The organism is Pseudomonas sp. H3_E04, from assembly GCF_054668915.1.
Genome location: NZ_CP162797.1, coordinates 2,191,897 through 2,208,354, shown reverse-complemented (window position 1 = coordinate 2,208,354; position 16,458 = coordinate 2,191,897). Strand labels below are relative to the sequence as shown.

The following is a 16,458-nucleotide window of genomic DNA, read 5'->3' as shown; positions in this document are numbered from 1 at the left end:
GTGCGGCACATGGATAAATGGATTGAATTGGTCAAGGCCAAGATGAGTGAACTCAAAGTCACTCAAACAGAGCTCGGAGAGCGCGTCGGCATGTCCCAGGGCGGGATCGGTCATTGGCTGAACAAGCGTCGCGAGCCCGGTGTTACCGAAATGAACCGGGTGCTCAAGGCGCTGGGAATGGATTTCCTGGAAGTCGTGCTGGTGATCCGCGAACCGCAGCCCGCCGCCGATGACGAGATGCCGCTGGCGCAGAAGTACAACCCGTACTTCCGTTACCCGGTTTACGACTGGCGAGCGCCGTGCGAGGTGCGCGACGCGGCGGCGAGCTATCCCGGAGCATCAGCGAAGCAGCGCTTCGAACTCACGGATTACCACGCTCGTGGCGGTGCCGCGTTCTGGCTGACGGTAACGGGGGATTCGATGACCGCGCCCAGCGGCCAGAGCATTGCCGAGGGCATGCTGATTCTGGTTGACCCAGAGCTGGAGCCAGTGCCTGGCAAACTGGTGATCGCCCAGTGGCCGGACAGCGAAGAAGCGATTTTCCGCAAACTCGACGAGCAGGCCGGCCAGCGTTACCTGGTGCCGCTCAATCCAACCTGGCCGAAAACCCTGCTCACCGATGAATGCCGGATTATCGGCGTGGTGGTTCAGGCAACGGCGCGTTACTGAGTGGATCGATCCTCGCTCAACGCCAGGATCGATCCTTTCATTTCATTCTTCTTCCAGCTCCACCAAAGCGCTGCCTTCACTGACCATATCGCCTTCCCGGCAGTACAGCGCTTTGATCACCCCGGCGTGCGGCGCGCGGATGCTGTGTTCCATCTTCATGGCTTCGAGTACCACCAGTTGCGCCCCGGCCTCGACCGACTGGCCCAGTTCGACCAACACACGCACGATGCTGCCGTTCATTGGCGCGGTCAGACCGCCCTGATGGCTGTGGCTGGCTTCAACGGCACTGATCGGATCGAACGCCTCGATGCGCCGTAATTCGCCGTCCCAATGCAGATACAACGAACCACCCTGACGAATCGCCCGCAACGGGCGGCGCACGCCGTCATGCTCGACGACCAGCGCTTCGCCCAGCAGTGTCGCAGAGGCCGCAGAGCCCAAAGTCAGCGCGCGATCCTGTCCCTCGCAACTCAAATGCAAAGTGATTTCCGCCGGCAAACCTGCTCGCAATCCGCCACCTGAAGCCCACGGCGAAGCGGGATCATCTGCCCGCGCACGCTTGGGCGAACTCTGCGCAAACGCCTGCGCCGCCACTTGCCAGAACTCATCGCTCAACGCGCCTGGTGCTGGCAGCAACTGCTCCTGATAACGCGGAATGAACCCGGTATCCAGCTCTGCCGCTGCAAACGCCGGATGCGCGATGATCCGGCGCAGGAAATTGATGTTGGTCTTCAGCCCGCCAATCGCAAACTCGTCGAGCATGCTCAACAGACGCAAGCGTGCCTGCTCGCGATCTTCACCCCAGGCGATCAGTTTGCCGAGCATCGGGTCGTAGAAGGGCGATATCTCGTCACCTTCCTCAACGCCGCTGTCGACCCGCCGCCCCGGCCCTTGCGCCGATTCGCGGTACAAGTCCAGACGCCCGGTGGCCGGGAGGAAATCATTCACCGGATCTTCGGCATACAGGCGTACTTCAATCGCGTGACCATTGAGCGGTACCTGCGCCTGGGTGATCGGCAGCACTTCACCACGGGCGACGCGGATCTGCCAGGCGACCAGATCGAGCCCGGTGATCGCTTCGGTCACCGGGTGCTCGACCTGCAATCGGGTGTTCATCTCCATGAAGAAAAATTCGCCGCGCGCATCCAGCAAAAACTCCACGGTGCCGGCGCCGACATAACCGATCGCCTGCGCCGAACGCACAGCCGCTTCGCCCATCGCCCGGCGCAATGCCGGCGTCAGTCCCGGTGCTGGAGCTTCTTCGACAACTTTCTGGTGCCGACGCTGAATCGAGCAATCGCGTTCGTTGAGATACAGGCAGTTGCCGTGCTGATCGGCGAACACCTGAATCTCGACGTGACGCGGCTTGAGCAGATACTTCTCCACCAGCATTCGCGAGTCGCCAAATGACGATTGCGCTTCGCGCTGTGCCGAGGCGAGGGCTTCGGCCAATTGGCTGACATCCTCGACGACTTTCATGCCTTTACCACCGCCGCCGGCCGTAGCCTTGAGCAGCACCGGATAACCGATGCATTCGCAGGCTTCGCGGAAGGTGTCGAAATCCTGCGCTTCGCCGTGATAGCCCGGCACCAATGGCACGCCGGCCTTCTCCATCAGCGCTTTGGCGGCGGATTTGCTGCCCATCGCATCGATGGCCGAGGCGGGCGGGCCGAGGAAGATCAGTCCGGCGCCTTCAATGGCGCGGGCGAATCCGGCGTTTTCCGAGAGAAAGCCGTAGCCGGGATGAATCGCCTGGGCACCGCTGGCCTTGGCGGCGGCGATCAATTTATCGATTTGCAGATAACTCTCGGCAGCCTTGCTGCCGCCCAGGTCAACGCGAATATCGGCTTCACGGCTGTGCCGCGCATCGCGGTCGGTGGCGCTGTGCACGGCGACTGTGGTCAGGCCCAGTGCCTTGGCAGTGCGCATGACCCGGCAGGCGATTTCGCCACGGTTGGCCACCAGCACAGTGGTAATCACAGGTGCGCTCATCAACGCGACTCCTTGGTGGATGCGGCTTGCCAGTTCGGTGGGCGTTTTTGCAGGAAGGCGCGCAAGCCTTCCTGGCCTTCAGGGCTGACGCGAATCCGCGCGATGGCATTTTCGGTGTAGCGGCGCAGGGCCGGGGTCAGCGCGCCGTTGCCGACTTCACGCAGCAGATCTTTGCTGGCGCGCATGGCGGCGGGGCTGTTAAGCAAAAGATTGTCGATCCATTGCTCGACCTGTTGCTCCAGTTCAGCGGCAGGATAACTCTCGGCGAGCAAGCCGATTTCCCGCGCCCGCTGGCCGCCGAAGCGCTCGGCCGTCAGCGCGTAACGCCGCGCCGCCCGTTCACCGATCGCCTGCACCACGAACGGACTGATCACCGCCGGCGCCAAGCCGATGCGCACTTCCGACAGGCAGAACTGCGCGTCATCGGCGCCGATCGCCATGTCACAGCAACTGATCAAGCCCAGCGCGCCACCGAACGCCGCACCCTGAACCACGGCCAGCGTGGGGATTTTCAGTTTGGCGAGGTTGTACATCAGCTCGGCCAGTTCGCGGGCATCGTCAAGATTGGTGTGGTAATCGAGTTCCGCCGATTGCTGCATCCAGGCCAGGTCGGCGCCGGCACTGAAATGCTTGCCGCGCCCACGCAGCAGCAGGAAACGCAGGCTCGAATCGCTGGCGACCTTGTCGAGGGCGAGGATCAGTTCGCGGATCATCTCGGCGTTGAAGGCGTTGTTTTTCTCGGCGCGGTTGAGCCACAGCGTCGCGAAACCGCGTGGGTCGTTTTGCAGTTCGAGGGTATTGAAGTCGCTCATATTCATCCGTCTCCACGGTTCTTGTGGGAGCGAGCAGGCTCGCTCCCACAAAAAGCATCACATCCGGAACACGCCGAAGCGGCTCGGTTCGATTGGCGCGTTCAGCGACGCGGACAAGGCCAGGGCCAGCACATCGCGGGTCTGCGCCGGGTCGATGACGCCGTCGTCCCACAGTCGTGCGCTGGAGTAGTAGGGGTGACCCTGTTCTTCGTACTGGTCGAGAATCGGCTGCTTGATCTCGGTCTCCTGCTCGGCGCTGAACGCCTGACCGCTGCGTTCGGCCTGTTCGCGTTTGACCTGCACCAAGACGCCTGCGGCCTGTTCGGCGCCCATCACGCCGATCCGCGCATTCGGCCACATCCACAAGAAACGCGGATCGTAAGCGCGACCGCACATGCCGTAGTTGCCGGCACCGAAGCTGCCGCCGATGATCACGGTGAATTTCGGCACCTTGGCGCAGGCCACCGCGGTCACCAGTTTCGCGCCGTGCTTGGCGATACCGCCGGCCTCGTATTTCTGCCCGACCATGAAGCCAGTGATGTTCTGCAGAAACAGCAGTGGAATACCGCGCTGACAAGCCAGTTCGATGAAGTGCGCGCCTTTTTGCGCGGCTTCGGCGAAGAGAATGCCGTTGTTTGCCAGAATCGCGATCGGGTAGCCGTGCAAGTGCGCGAAACCGCAGACCAGGGTGGTGCCGAACAGCGCTTTGAATTCATCGAACACCGAGCCGTCGACCAAACGCGCAATGACCTCGCGCACATCGAAAGGCTGCTTGGCGTCGGCCGGAACCACGCCGTACAGCTCGTCGCTGGGGTACAGCGGCGCGATCGGCGTGCGTTGCTGCACCTCGCCGAGCTTGCGCCAGTTGAGGTTGGCGACGCTGCGGCGGGCGAGGGCGAGGGCGTGTTCGTCATTCTCGGCGTAATGGTCGGCCACGCCGGAGGTCTTGCAATGCACATCGGCGCCGCCGAGGTCTTCGGCGCTGACCACTTCGCCCGTCGCGGCTTTTACCAGTGGCGGGCCAGCGAGGAAAATCGTCGCCTGGTTGCGCACCATGATCGCCTCGTCCGCCATCGCCGGCACATACGCGCCGCCAGCGGTGCACGAGCCCATGACCACGGCGATCTGCGGGATGCCCATGGCGCTCATGTTGGCCTGATTGAAGAAGATCCGCCCGAAGTGCTCGCGATCCGGAAACACTTCGTCCTGCCGAGGCAGGTTGGCGCCGCCCGAGTCCACCAGATAAATGCATGGCAGGCGATTCTGCTGGGCGATGGTCTGAGCGCGCAGGTGTTTCTTCACGGTCAGCGGGTAATACGAGCCGCCTTTAACCGTCGCGTCGTTGGCGACGATCATGCACTCGACGCCTTCGACGCGGCCGATCCCGGCGATCACCCCGGCAGCCGGGACGTCTTCGCCGTAAACCGCATGGGCGGCAAGTTGGCTGATTTCGAGAAACGGCGAGCCCGGATCAAGCAAGCGATTGATGCGCTCGCGCGGCAGCAATTTACCCCGCGAGGTGTGGCGTTCCTGAGCCTTCGCACCGCCACCCTGCGCCACTTGGGCGAGCAGGGTGTGCAGCGCGTCGACCTGTTTGAGCATCGCCGCGCTGTTGGCGGCGAACTCCGCTGAACGCGGGTTGAGCTGAGTGTGCAGAATCATGGGGCTTACTCCGTAAGCAGCTTCTAGCTACAAGCGGCAAGCTGCAAGTTGGGGCAAGAGCGTGGTTCTCTTGTAGCTTGCGGCTTGCAGCTGACGAAATTCATTTCGTCTCGTTGAACAGTTCACGGCCGATCAGCATGCGGCGGATTTCGCTGGTGCCGGCGCCGATTTCGTAGAGCTTGGCGTCGCGCAGCAGGCGGCCGGCGGGGAATTCGTTGATGTAGCCGTTGCCGCCGAGAATCTGGATCGCGTCGAGGGCCATTTGCGTGGCGCGTTCGGCGGTGTAGAGGATCACCCCGGCCGCGTCCTTGCGTGTGGTTTCGCCGCGCTCACAGGCCTGGGCCACCGCGTACAGATAGGCGCGGCTGGCATTGAGCTGGGTGTACATGTCGGCGACTTTGCCCTGGATCAGCTGGAACTCGCCGATGCTCTGGCCGAACTGCTTGCGGTCGTGGATGTACGGCACGATCAGGTCCATGCACGACTGCATGATTCCGGTCGGCCCGCCCGACAGCACTACGCGCTCATAATCGAGGCCGCTCATCAGCACTTTCACGCCACCGTTGAGCACGCCGAGAATGTTCTCTTCCGGTACTTCGACGTCATCGAAAAACAGCTCGCAGGTGTTGGAGCCGCGCATGCCCAGCTTGTCGAACTTGTTGCTGCGGCTGAAGCCTTTCCAGTCGCGCTCGACGATGAATGCAGTGATGCCGTGCGGGCCTTTTTCCAGATCGGTCTTGGCGTAGATCACGTAGGTGTTGGCGTCGGGGCCGTTGGTGATCCAGGTTTTGCTGCCGTTGAGGACGAAGCGGTCGCCGCGTTTGTCGGCGCGCAGTTTCATCGAAACCACGTCGGAACCAGCGTTGGGCTCGCTCATCGCCAGGGCGCCGACGTGCTCGCCGCTGATCAGTTTTGGCAGGTATTTGGTTTTCTGTTCGTGGTTGCCGTTGCGGTTGATCTGGTTGACGCAGAGGTTGGAGTGCGCGCCGTAGGACAACGCCACCGACGCCGAGCCACGGCTGATTTCTTCCATCGCCACCACGTGCGCCAGATAACCCAGACCGGCGCCGCCGTACTCTTCCGGCACGGTGATGCCGAGCAGGCCCATGTCACCGAATTTGCGCCACATGTCGGCGGGGAACAGGTTGTCCTGGTCGATCTGCGCGGCACGCGGGGCGATCTGATCGGCGACAAAGGACTGCACCTGATCGCGCAGCATGTCGATGGTTTCACCGAGGGCGAAATTCAGGGATGGATAGCTCATGGGTCACCTTTTGGCTTTTTTATCGGGTGGAGCGCACGACGAATCGGCGTTCAGCTTTACGTTAACGTAAAGCTTCCGCAGTTCGACTGTCAATCGGCTTTACGTAAACGTCAACTTGGGCGAGAGTAAGGGCAGTTCAGGATCAGATATCGGTTTGTTTTTGGGGGAGCGAGCCTGCTCGCGAAAGCGCTGTAACAGTCGCCATCGAGGGTGAATGACGCAGCGTGCTCGCGAGCAGGCTCGCTCCCACAGGGATTCAAAACCGGGAAAACCCACTAATAAAGACAATAGGGGTCGTCATGGATCAATCCAGTGCAAACCCACAGCGTAGCTACAGCCGTGGCTCTCAGGACCAAGCCCTGCTGGCGATGACCATCGGTCAGCGCTTCGATCAGACTGTCGCGCAACACCCGGACGGCGAAGCGCTGGTGGTGCGCCATCAGCAGTTGCGTTACTCCTGGCGGCAACTGGCCGAAGCGGTGGACGAGCAGGCCCGAGCCTTGCTCGCGCTGGGCTTGCAAACCGGCGATCGCCTCGGCATCTGGGCGCCGAACTGCGCGCAGTGGTGCATTACCCAGTTCGCCACGGCGAAGATCGGCGTGATCCTGGTCAACATCAATCCCGCCTATCGCAGCTCCGAACTCGAGTACGTGCTCAAGCAGTCCGGCTGCCAGTGGCTGGTCTGTGCCGGAGCGTTCAAGACCTCGAATTACCATGAAATGCTCCAGAGCCTGGCGCCAGAATTGGCTGAACACGCCATTGGTCAGTTGCGTAGCGAACGCCTGCCGGAGTTGCGCGGGGTGATCAGCCTCGACGCAACACCGCCAGCCGGTTTTCTGCCGTGGTCGCAGCTCAGCGAACTGGCTGCCAGCGTCTCGCCCGATCAGTTGGCCGAACGCAGCGCCAGCCTGCATTTCGATCAACCGGTGAACATCCAGTACACCTCCGGCACCACCGGTTTCCCCAAGGGCGCGACCCTCAGTCACTACAACATTCTCAACAACGGCTACATGGTCGGCGAAAGCCTCGGCCTGACAGCTGCTGATCGTCTGGTGATTCCGGTGCCGCTGTATCACTGCTTCGGCATGGTCATGGGCAACCTCGGCTGCGTCACCCATGGCAGTACGATGATTTACCCCAGCGACGCCTTTGATCCGGCGCTGACCCTGCAGGCGGTAGCCGAAGAGCAGGCCACGGCGCTGTACGGTGTGCCGACCATGTTCATCGCCATGCTCGATCAGCCGCAGCGGCAGACCTTCGACCTGTCGAGCCTGCGCACCGGGATCATGGCCGGGGCGACCTGTCCGATCGAGGTCATGCGCCGGGTGATCAACGAGATGCACATGAGCGAAGTGCAGATCGCTTACGGCATGACCGAAACCAGCCCGGTGTCGCTGCAGACCGGGCCGGCGGATGAGCTGGAGTTGCGCGTCACCACGGTCGGGCGCACTCAGCCGCAACTGGAAAGCAAGATCATCGACGACGCTGGCAACCTCGTGCCGCGCGGCACCATCGGCGAATTGTGCACGCGCGGCTATAGCGTGATGCTCGGTTACTGGAACAACCCGCAGGCCACCGCCGAGGCCATCGACGAGGCGGGGTGGATGCATACCGGCGACCTGGCGAGCATGAACGAGGAGGGCTATGTCAACATCGCCGGGCGAAACAAGGACATGATCATTCGTGGCGGCGAGAACGTTTATCCCCGTGAGCTGGAGGAGTTTTTCTTCACTCATCCGGCGGTGGCGGACGTGCAGGTGATCGGCATTCCGTGCCCGCGCTACGGTGAGGAAATCGTCGCCTGGATCAAATTCCACCCCGGCTTCAGCGCCTCGGAGCTGGAGCTGCAAGCGTGGTGCAAGGAGCGTATTGCGCACTTCAAGACACCGCGTTACTTCAAGTTCGTTGAAGCGTTTCCGATGACGGTGACGGGGAAGATCCAGAAATTCAGGATGCGTGAGATCAGTATCGAAGAGCTGAAAACAATCGACCGATAATCACAACTTCTGTGGGAGCGAGCCTGCTCGCGAATGCAGTGTGTCATTCAGCGCAAATCTGTCTGATACACCGTTTTCGCGAGCAGGCTCGCTCCCACAGGGATGCAGTGACAGAGAGACGAATTGCAGAAAGCACAAAGGGGAGCCGAAGCTCCCCTTTAATTTGTCGTTGCGTGCTCTTTTTATTATTGAGGCTCGGTCTGTTGTTGTTTTTGGCAACCGTGGCCCTGTACAGCTTTTGGCGACCCCCATCCGGGGTCAAGAGCAAACGTATTTTTTTGAGCGCTGATCTGCTTTCTCGTTAACGATCCAACCGATTCGGGAGCTACCTGAAGGTAGTTTTATTGTTCTCTGCCCGGTTGCGGGTCACTCCTGAGAGCACCCTGAAAAGCACACCTTCTCCAAAAAAATCTGTTAGCTGCGTCTCTGCCGTGTTGTTCTTGTTATGTCAGAGTCGTTTCGTCTTGTTTTTATTGGTTTGCGGCTTTTTATTCTTGTTATGCGATAGAGATAGCAGGTGTCGTGCCAACTTTTAAAAATCCTTATAAATCAGCTGCTTGAGATTTTCTGGCGTTTTCAGCTCTGGGCAAAGCCAGACAATTTGTTTCCGTGTTACTCGCTTTTGCCCACATAGCTGACGCAGCGGTAACACCTCAGTGCGCACTGCGCGCCTTGGCCACCCGCGAACCGCTCGGGCGACCGAGCACTGCGCTGATCTGCTGGCCTGCAGCAATCAAGGCGTCCAGATCGATACCGGTCTCGATGCCCAGGCCATTGAGCAGGTACACCACGTCTTCGGTGGCAACGTTACCGCTCGCGCCTTTGGCATAAGGGCAGCCGCCGAGGCCGGCGATAGAGCTGTCGAACACTGCAATGCCTTCGAGCAGGCTGGCGTAGATGTTGGCCATGGCCTGGCCGTAGGTGTCGTGGAAATGTCCGGCGAGCCTGTCCCGTGGCACCTGCGCCGACACCACCTCGAACAGGCGTCGGGTCGCGCCCGCCGTGCCGGTGCCGATGGTGTCGCCTAACGAAACTTCATAGCAGCCCATCGCGTACAGCTCGCGCGCGACCATCGCCACTTGCTCAGGCGCCACCGTGCCTTCATACGGACAGCCCAGCACGCAGGAAACGTAACCGCGCACGGTAACGCCGTGTTGTTTCGCCGCCTCCATGATCGGCGCGAACCGCGCCAGGCTTTCGCTGATCGAGCAATTGATGTTGCGCTGCGAGAACGCCTCGGACGCCGCAGCGAACACCGCGACTTCCTTGACCCCGGCGGCGAGCGCGTCTTCAAAGCCGCGCAGATTCGGCGCCAGCGCGCCATAGGTCACGCCGGGCTTGCGCTGGATCTGCGCAAACACCTCGGCGGACCCGGCCATCTGCGGCACCCATTTCGGCGAGACGAAACTGCCGACTTCGATATAGCCGAGCCCGGCGGCACTCAACGCGTCGACCAGTTGCACCTTGTCAGCGACGCTGATCGGCTGGGCTTCGTTCTGCAGGCCATCGCGCGGGCCGACTTCGATCAGGCGTACTTGAGAGGGGAGGGACATGGGTGGGACCTGCCTGTTTTTTGAGTTCACGAAGATCCCTGTGGGAGCGAGCCTGCTCGCGAAAGCGTAGGGTCAGTGACAGATATTCTGAATGTCAGACCGTATTCGCGAGCAGGCTCGCTCCCACAGGGGAAGTGGCGATTCGTTAGACCGCCTGCTGGCTCTTGAGCGTCTGCTCCAATGCCTGCACGCAGCGTTCTTCGGCGGTATCCAGTTCAAGCTTCATCTGTTCGATATCCAGCAATTGCTGCTCGAGCTGTTCACGACGTTCGCTGATTTTCGCCAGCATGCTGTTGAGCTGCTTGGTGTTGCCGCCGGACGGGTCGTAGAGTTCGATCAGCTCGCGACATTCAGCCAGGGAAAAGCCGATGCGCTTGCCGCGCAGGATCAGCCTCAGCGTGACCTTGTCGCGCGGTGAATAAATGCGTTCCTGGCCACGGCGCTCAGGGCTGAGCAGGCCTTGCTCTTCATAAAAGCGGATCGCCCGGGTGGTGATGTCCAGCTCGCGGGCGAGGTCGGAAATGCTGTAGGTCTGACTGCTCATGAAAGCGCTCGGAAAAGGGGCATGGCGCTAAGCTAATCGGTGGTTTACGTTTACGTCAAGCGGGATGGTTTTGGGGTGTCTGTACAGGCCTCTTCGCGAGCAGGCTCGCTCCCACATTCGACCGCGTTCCTTCAGATGAAATGCAATTCATTGTGGGAGCGAGCCTGCTCGCGAAGAACGATAACGCGGTAAAAAAGCTCTACACCTTTTCCAGCTTCTTCTCCTGCGCCGTCACCTGCTGGCACAACTCGATCATCTGCTCGCGCATCCAGCGATTCGCCGGGTCCTGGTCGGTGCTTTCGTGCCAGTACAAATGCGTTTCCACCGACGGCACATCATTCACCGGCAAATTGAACGACTGCAGATCATGGCGGCGCGCGAAGCGTTCCGGCACGGTCATGACCATGTCGGTCTGCTGCATCACCTGCGAAGCCATCAGATAGTGCTGCGAGCGCAGGGCGATCTTGCGCTGAATGCCCATTTTGCCCAGCGCCAGATCGACATAACCCAGCCCACTGCGGCGGCTCGAGATATGGATGTGAGTCAGCGAAAGATAATCATCAAGGCTGAGTTTTTCCTTGCCCGCCATCGGATGGCCCTTGCGCATGGCGCAGACGTAACGGTCGTCCATCAGCTTGACGTGGCGCACCTGCGGGTCGGTGTTGAGCGGCGCATCCACGGCGAAATCCAGACGCCCGGCCGCCAGTTCCTTGGTGGTTTCCCGGCGCTTGGACAGAAAGCTTTCGATGATCACCGTTGGCGCGAGGCGGCGCAGGCGCTGGAACAGTGGCGGCAGAATGATCGCTTCCGTCAGGTCGGTCATGCTGATGCGGTAAGTCTTGACCGCCTGCGCCGGGTTGAAGATGCGGCTTTCCTGCACCGACACGCGCAGCAGCGACAGGGCGTTGCGCACCGGACCGATGATGTTCTGCGCCATCGGCGTGGGCACCATGCCCTGGGCGGTGCGCACGAAGAGCGGGTCGTTGAAGGTCTCACGCAACCGCGCCAGCGCGTTGGACACCGCCGGCTGGGTGATGCCGACAATCTGCCCGGCGCGGGTCAGGTTGGCTTCGGTGTAGATCGCGTCGAAGACGATGAAAAGGTTGAGGTCGACCTTGCTCAGGTTCATAACGCGGCTTCTCTTGTTATTAAGTGCAAGTGTTGGGGGGCTGACGATCAGCGGATCATATATTGGTGATGAATGTTTATACACGCCGAGAATAGGCTAGGTAAATGATCAGCGCTGTTCTAGCATCGATTGCATGACTTGAACAACCTCTGCCCGAGAAGGTAACGACCCATGGATTTCGCTTATTCGCCCAAGGTGCAAGAACTGCGTGAGCGCGTGACTGCGTTCATGGACACTTACGTTTATCCGGCTGAAGCGGTGTTCGAACGCCAGGTCGCCGAGGGTGATCGCTGGCAGCCGACCGCGATCATGGAAGAGCTCAAGGCCAAGGCCAAGGCTGAAGGACTGTGGAATTTGTTTCTGCCTGAGTCCGAGCTGGGCGCCGGCCTGAGCAATCTTGAATACGCGCCATTGGCGGAAATCATGGGCCGTTCCCTGCTGGGGCCGGAGCCGTTCAATTGCTCGGCGCCGGACACCGGCAACATGGAAGTGCTGGTGCGCTACGCCAACGAAGAGCAGAAACAACGCTGGCTCGAGCCGCTGCTGCGCGGCGAGATCCGCTCAGCGTTCGCCATGACCGAGCCCGACGTGGCATCTTCCGACGCGACCAACATGGCCGCCCGTGCCGTGCGCGATGGCGATCAGTGGGTGATCAACGGCAAGAAATGGTGGACCTCCGGCGCCTGCGATCCGCGCTGCAAGATCCTGATTTTCATGGGCCTGAGCAACCCGGACGCGCCGCGTCACGCCCAGCACTCGATGATCCTCGTGCCGGTCGACACCCCCGGGGTGAAGATCGTCCGGCCGCTGCCGGTGTTCGGTTACGACGACGCACCGCACGGTCACGCCGAAGTGCTGTTCGATAACGTGCGGGTGCCGTACGAAAATGTCCTGCTCGGTGAAGGGCGTGGCTTCGAAATCGCTCAGGGTCGCCTTGGCCCAGGCCGCATTCACCACTGCATGCGTTCGATCGGCATGGCCGAACGTGCGCTGGAACTGATGTGCAAACGCTCGGTGAGCCGCACCGCGTTCGGCAAACCGCTGGCGCGTCTGGGTGGCAACATCGACAAGATCGCCGACTCGCGGATGGAGATCGACATGGCGCGCCTGCTGACGTTGAAAGCGGCGTACATGATGGATACCGTCGGCAACAAAGTGGCGAAGAGCGAGATCGCGCAGATCAAAGTGGTTGCGCCGAACGTGGCCTTGCGGGTGATCGACCGCGCTATCCAGATGCACGGCGGGGCAGGGGTGTCGAACGATTTTCCGCTGGCTTATATGTATGCGATGCAGCGCACCCTGCGCCTGGCCGACGGCCCGGACGAAGTGCACCGCGCGGCGATCGGCAAGTTCGAGATCGGCAAGTATGTGCCGAAGGAGATGATGCGTAGCGGCCAGTAATACCGCGTCGCCTCATTCGCGAGCAGGCTCGCTCCCACAAGATTTGTGCACGCCACAGATCCAATGTGGGAGCGAGCCTGCTCGCGAAAGGGCCTGTACATTCAGCACATCGACATCAGGATCAATACACCCAAACCTCAACCCGCCGATTCTTGATCCGCCCCTCATCCGCGCTGTTGGTCGCCACCGGCATCAGCGCGCCGAAGCCGCGCACTTCGCGCATGACCACACCGTTCCTCACCAGCTCGCGGCGCACCGCCATCGCCCGTAGCTTGGACAGCAGATCAGCCCGCGCCGGGTCATCCTTCAAATCACCAAAACCCACCAGCGTCACCGCTCGCTCGGTCTTGCCATTGCGCTTTATATAGTCGAGCACCCGCGCCAGATCCTGCCGCGCCTTGTTGTCCAGACTGGCGCTGCCCTCGGCAAAACGGAAATTCACTGTCAGACGCTGGGCATGCCTGCTGAGGGATTGGTAACCCTCGGGCATCAGCGCGTTCGGCGCGACGCTCATGGCCTGCACGGTCTGGCTGACAAACCCGCTGGCCGCAACGATCGCCTGACCCCGTGGGCTCTGTGCGAACGCGGCTAACGCCTGCGCCCACGGATTGCGGCTGTCCGGCGGTAGATAAAAGAACAAGCGCCGCGACAGCGGATAATCTTCGGTGGCGATCAGACTGTTCAGCGGCAACATCGCTTGCGAGGCGCCGTCGGCAATGGCTACGGCTTTGGCCTGACGCACGTAGGGCAAGCCGATGAAGCCGATACCTTGCGCATCGGCGCTGACCGCGTCGGACAATTGCTCGCTGGACTCGAATCGTTTCGCTGCGCTGCTGAGACTTTTCCCACGCCGGCTCAGGACCAGTTCCTTGAACGTGTCGTAAGTTCCCGATTGGTCATCCCGCGCATATAAATGGATGGCGCCGCCACGGCCACCGAGCTCTTCCCAGGTTTTCACCTCGCCGGCAAAAATCCGCGCCAGTTGCTCGGTGTCCAGCTGCTGCAGTGGATTGGCCGGGTTGAGAATGATCGCCAAACCGTCGATGGCAATGACTTGCTCGGCCGTCGGGCTTTTCAGATCGCCGAGGCTTTGCAGGGCCAGTTGTTCGCTGTCCTTTATCTCGCGGGAGGATGCGGCCAGATCAGCACTGCCGTTTTTCAGCGCAGTGAAACCGGTGCTGGAACCGTGGGCGGCGACTTCGATGACCACGCGTTGGCCTTGTGCGGTCTGGCCGAGGATGCGTTGTTCGTTGGCGGTGTCCGGCGTTTCCCGGTGGACTTTCACCAGGCCTTGTTCCTGCAACAGGCCTTCGACCAACGCCGGACCGAGCTCGGCGCCGATGGTGTTGGAGCCCTGAATGCGCAATGCCGGGCCGTTTTCGGGAATCGGCAGGGCGGCGGCGAACACCGACAGCCAGCCACTCAACAGAAAAACGCAGAGAACACGCAGGGTCATGCCGGCACCGAATCAAGCCAAGGGGATTGCCGGGGAGATTAAGTCAGGCGCGTGACCGAAATATGACAGGGGATTACCTGTGGGAGCGAGCCTGCTCGCGAAGGCGGCGTGTCAGTCGAAAAATTTGTCGCTGATCCACCGCATTCGCGAGCAGGCTCGCTCCCACAATGAAAATTCCCTCAGGCTGGATCAGGCCAGTTCAAGCCAGATTGGCGCATGATCCGAGGGTTTTTCCATGCCGCGCAGTTCGTAGTCCACGCCGGCATCCTTGACGCGTGGCAGCAGGCCATGGGACGCCAGAATCACATCGATGCGCAGGCCACGCTTCGGCTCATCTTCGAAACCACGGCTGCGGTAGTCGAACCAGCTGAACATGTCGCTCACGTCGGGGTTGAGGTGGCGATAGCTGTCGGTCAGGCCCCAGTTTTTCAGGCGCGCCATCCACTCGCGTTCTTCCGGCAGGAAGCTGCATTTGCCGGTTTTCAGCCAGCGCTTCATGTTGTCCGGGCCGATGCCGATGTCGCAGTCTTCCGGGGAAATGTTCACATCGCCCATCACCACCAGTGGCTGTTCATTGTGGAACTGGCTTTCCAGCAGCGCTTGCAGGTCGCTGTAGAAACGCTCCTTGGCAGGGAATTTGGTTGGGTGGTCGCGGCTTTCACCCTGTGGGAAATAGCCGTTCATGATCGTCACCGGCACGCCGTTGGCATCGGCGAAAGTGCCCCAGATAAAGCGCCGCTGCGCGTCTTCTTCATCGGTGGCGAAGCCTTTATGAATCGCAATCGGTTCGTTGCGCGAGAGCAGGGCGACCCCGTAATGGCCCTTCTGGCCATGGAAGTGCACGTGATAGCCGAGGGCGCGGATGTCGTCGTGGGGGAACTGGTCGTCGTGGACCTTGGTTTCCTGCAGGCCGATCACGTCGGGCTGATGTTTTTCGATCAGCGCTGCCAGCTGATGCGGACGCGCACGCAGTCCGTTGATGTTGAAGGAAACAATCTTCATGGTCGGCAGTCCTGGCAAAAGGGCGATGCTAGCTGACATGGGGGAGATGGGCCAGTGTGGGACAAATCATTTTGGCCTGTGGGATTTGGGTTGTTGGATCTGGCCCCTTCGCGAGCAGGCTCGCTCCCACATTCAGACCGCGGTCCCCTGTGGGAGCGAGCCTGCTCGCGAAGAGGCCGGCAAGATCGATGAAGATTCCGACTTGGTCTATACCTGTCAGGGGAACCACCACATCCGTCCAAGGTTCGTACCAACAAGCGCGCCAGCCTCCGAGCGCGCCCCGGGGAGAATCACTGCAATGCCTGAAACCCAGACCGCCGTTGCCGACATCCACATGCTCGACCGCGGCTACTCGCGCGAAGCCCGCTCGTTGCTGTATCAGGCCTATCGCCACGAGCCGACCTTCGGCTACCTGTTCGAAGCCGAGCGTCCCGGCTACGAACAGCGCGTGCGCGCGACGGTGCGCGAGCTGGTCAAACAGCATTTCCTTCAGGACCTGCCGGCGATCGGCCTGTTGGTCAATGATCGCCTGATCGGCATCGCCCTGATCGCGCCGCCGCAACGGCGCCTGGGCGTTACCGAAAGCTGGGCATGGCGCTTGCGCATGGTGCTCAGCACCGGGTTTCGCTGCACCCGGCGTTATCTTGAATATCACGATGCCGTTGCCGCGTGCGTGCCAGGTGACTCGGTGCACATGCTGCCGTTGCTCGGCGTGCATCCGCAATTTCAGGGCAAGCACTACGGCGAACAATTGCTCACCGCCGTGCACAACTGGTGCGCCGTTGATGAAACATCGCAAGGCGTGGTGCTCGACACCGGCAACCCACGCTACCTGGAATTCTATAAAAGGCAGGGTTATCAGGAGATCGGCGAGGTTGCCGTCGGGCCGGTGCGCGAACACGTATTTTTCCACGCCAATCCGCAGGTGTTACAAACAGCAACGGGATAATGATCGAACTTCTTCACAAATTACCTGT

At 61.0% G+C, this 16,458-nt stretch carries 13 protein-coding genes; 4 read left to right on the top strand and 9 right to left on the bottom strand.

The features are described 5' to 3' along the window. Positions 1 to 9: 9 nt before the first annotated feature. On the top strand, positions 10 to 669 hold the full coding sequence (locus tag AB4N53_RS09815) for a LexA family protein (RefSeq protein ID WP_460120140.1): 660 nt from the start codon (positions 10 to 12) through the stop codon (positions 667 to 669). A gap of 42 nt (positions 670 to 711) precedes the next feature. On the opposite strand, the gene AB4N53_RS09810 is transcribed toward AB4N53_RS09815, so the two are convergent. The 4 genes from AB4N53_RS09810 to AB4N53_RS09795 all read right to left on the bottom strand — a co-directional run bounded on the left by AB4N53_RS09810 (position 712) and on the right by AB4N53_RS09795 (position 6,399). After that, positions 712 to 2,661 (bottom strand): acetyl/propionyl/methylcrotonyl-CoA carboxylase subunit alpha, encoded by a 1,950-nt coding sequence (locus AB4N53_RS09810; protein WP_460120138.1) that lies wholly within the window; start codon positions 2,659 to 2,661, stop codon positions 712 to 714. Beyond that, positions 2,661 to 3,473, bottom strand: a complete 813-nt coding sequence (locus AB4N53_RS09805; protein ID WP_460120136.1) for a gamma-carboxygeranoyl-CoA hydratase — start codon at positions 3,471 to 3,473, stop codon at positions 2,661 to 2,663. Before AB4N53_RS09805 ends, AB4N53_RS09810 begins: the two co-directional genes overlap by 1 nt. Before the next feature lie 57 nt (positions 3,474 to 3,530). Next, positions 3,531 to 5,135 (bottom strand): carboxyl transferase domain-containing protein, encoded by a 1,605-nt coding sequence (locus tag AB4N53_RS09800; protein WP_129999581.1) that lies wholly within the window; start codon positions 5,133 to 5,135, stop codon positions 3,531 to 3,533. Positions 5,136 to 5,235: 100 nt separating this feature from the next. Beyond that, positions 5,236 to 6,399 (bottom strand): isovaleryl-CoA dehydrogenase, encoded by a 1,164-nt coding sequence (locus tag AB4N53_RS09795; protein ID WP_186622035.1) that lies wholly within the window; start codon positions 6,397 to 6,399, stop codon positions 5,236 to 5,238. A gap of 299 nt (positions 6,400 to 6,698) precedes the next feature. Between AB4N53_RS09795 and AB4N53_RS09790 the strand changes: the two genes are divergently transcribed. Further along, positions 6,699 to 8,396 (top strand): AMP-binding protein, encoded by a 1,698-nt coding sequence (locus AB4N53_RS09790; RefSeq protein WP_460120133.1) that lies wholly within the window; start codon positions 6,699 to 6,701, stop codon positions 8,394 to 8,396. A 653-nt stretch (positions 8,397 to 9,049) separates the two neighbouring features. Here AB4N53_RS09790 and AB4N53_RS09785 read toward each other — a convergent pair. The 3 genes from AB4N53_RS09785 to AB4N53_RS09775 all read right to left on the bottom strand — a co-directional run bounded on the left by AB4N53_RS09785 (position 9,050) and on the right by AB4N53_RS09775 (position 11,622). Continuing rightward, on the bottom strand, positions 9,050 to 9,949 hold the full coding sequence (locus AB4N53_RS09785) for a hydroxymethylglutaryl-CoA lyase (protein WP_460120131.1): 900 nt from the start codon (positions 9,947 to 9,949) through the stop codon (positions 9,050 to 9,052). 145 nt (positions 9,950 to 10,094) lie between these two features. Further along, complete coding sequence (locus AB4N53_RS09780; RefSeq protein WP_460120129.1) at positions 10,095 to 10,493, bottom strand: MerR family transcriptional regulator; 399 nt, start codon at positions 10,491 to 10,493, stop codon at positions 10,095 to 10,097. A 199-nt stretch (positions 10,494 to 10,692) separates the two neighbouring features. Further along, complete coding sequence (locus tag AB4N53_RS09775) at positions 10,693 to 11,622, bottom strand: LysR family transcriptional regulator (RefSeq protein ID WP_016775308.1); 930 nt, start codon at positions 11,620 to 11,622, stop codon at positions 10,693 to 10,695. Positions 11,623 to 11,793: 171 nt separating this feature from the next. Between AB4N53_RS09775 and AB4N53_RS09770 the strand changes: the two genes are divergently transcribed. Beyond that, a complete protein-coding gene (locus AB4N53_RS09770; RefSeq protein WP_024013435.1) occupies positions 11,794 to 13,023 on the top strand; it encodes an acyl-CoA dehydrogenase in 1,230 nt (409 codons plus the stop codon). A 121-nt stretch (positions 13,024 to 13,144) separates the two neighbouring features. On the opposite strand, the gene AB4N53_RS09765 is transcribed toward AB4N53_RS09770, so the two are convergent. Then, positions 13,145 to 14,479, bottom strand: coding sequence for a substrate-binding domain-containing protein (locus tag AB4N53_RS09765; RefSeq protein ID WP_460120127.1), 1,335 nt, complete (start codon positions 14,477 to 14,479; stop codon positions 13,145 to 13,147). A gap of 189 nt (positions 14,480 to 14,668) precedes the next feature. After that, complete coding sequence (gene xthA, locus AB4N53_RS09760) at positions 14,669 to 15,481, bottom strand: exodeoxyribonuclease III (protein WP_095182083.1); 813 nt, start codon at positions 15,479 to 15,481, stop codon at positions 14,669 to 14,671. A 298-nt stretch (positions 15,482 to 15,779) separates the two neighbouring features. Here xthA and AB4N53_RS09755 point away from each other — a divergent pair, with 298 nt between their 5' ends. After that, positions 15,780 to 16,430 (top strand): GNAT family N-acetyltransferase, encoded by a 651-nt coding sequence (locus tag AB4N53_RS09755; protein ID WP_041477100.1) that lies wholly within the window; start codon positions 15,780 to 15,782, stop codon positions 16,428 to 16,430. The last annotated feature ends 28 nt before the right edge of the window (positions 16,431 to 16,458 follow it).

Coding starts and splice junctions, on each gene's coding strand:
- AB4N53_RS09815 (WP_460120140.1), top strand. CDS start 10: ATGGATAAATGGATTGAATTGGTCAAGGCCAAGATGAGTGAACTCAAA.
- AB4N53_RS09810 (WP_460120138.1), bottom strand. CDS start 2,661: ATGAGCGCACCTGTGATTACCACTGTGCTGGTGGCCAACCGTGGCGAA.
- AB4N53_RS09805 (WP_460120136.1), bottom strand. CDS start 3,473: ATGAGCGACTTCAATACCCTCGAACTGCAAAACGACCCACGCGGTTTC.
- AB4N53_RS09800 (WP_129999581.1), bottom strand. CDS start 5,135: ATGATTCTGCACACTCAGCTCAACCCGCGTTCAGCGGAGTTCGCCGCC.
- AB4N53_RS09795 (WP_186622035.1), bottom strand. CDS start 6,399: ATGAGCTATCCATCCCTGAATTTCGCCCTCGGTGAAACCATCGACATG.
- AB4N53_RS09790 (WP_460120133.1), top strand. CDS start 6,699: ATGGATCAATCCAGTGCAAACCCACAGCGTAGCTACAGCCGTGGCTCT.
- AB4N53_RS09785 (WP_460120131.1), bottom strand. CDS start 9,949: ATGTCCCTCCCCTCTCAAGTACGCCTGATCGAAGTCGGCCCGCGCGAT.
- AB4N53_RS09780 (WP_460120129.1), bottom strand. CDS start 10,493: ATGAGCAGTCAGACCTACAGCATTTCCGACCTCGCCCGCGAGCTGGAC.
- AB4N53_RS09775 (WP_016775308.1), bottom strand. CDS start 11,622: ATGAACCTGAGCAAGGTCGACCTCAACCTTTTCATCGTCTTCGACGCG.
- AB4N53_RS09770 (WP_024013435.1), top strand. CDS start 11,794: ATGGATTTCGCTTATTCGCCCAAGGTGCAAGAACTGCGTGAGCGCGTG.
- AB4N53_RS09765 (WP_460120127.1), bottom strand. CDS start 14,479: ATGACCCTGCGTGTTCTCTGCGTTTTTCTGTTGAGTGGCTGGCTGTCG.
- xthA (WP_095182083.1), bottom strand. CDS start 15,481: ATGAAGATTGTTTCCTTCAACATCAACGGACTGCGTGCGCGTCCGCAT.
- AB4N53_RS09755 (WP_041477100.1), top strand. CDS start 15,780: ATGCCTGAAACCCAGACCGCCGTTGCCGACATCCACATGCTCGACCGC.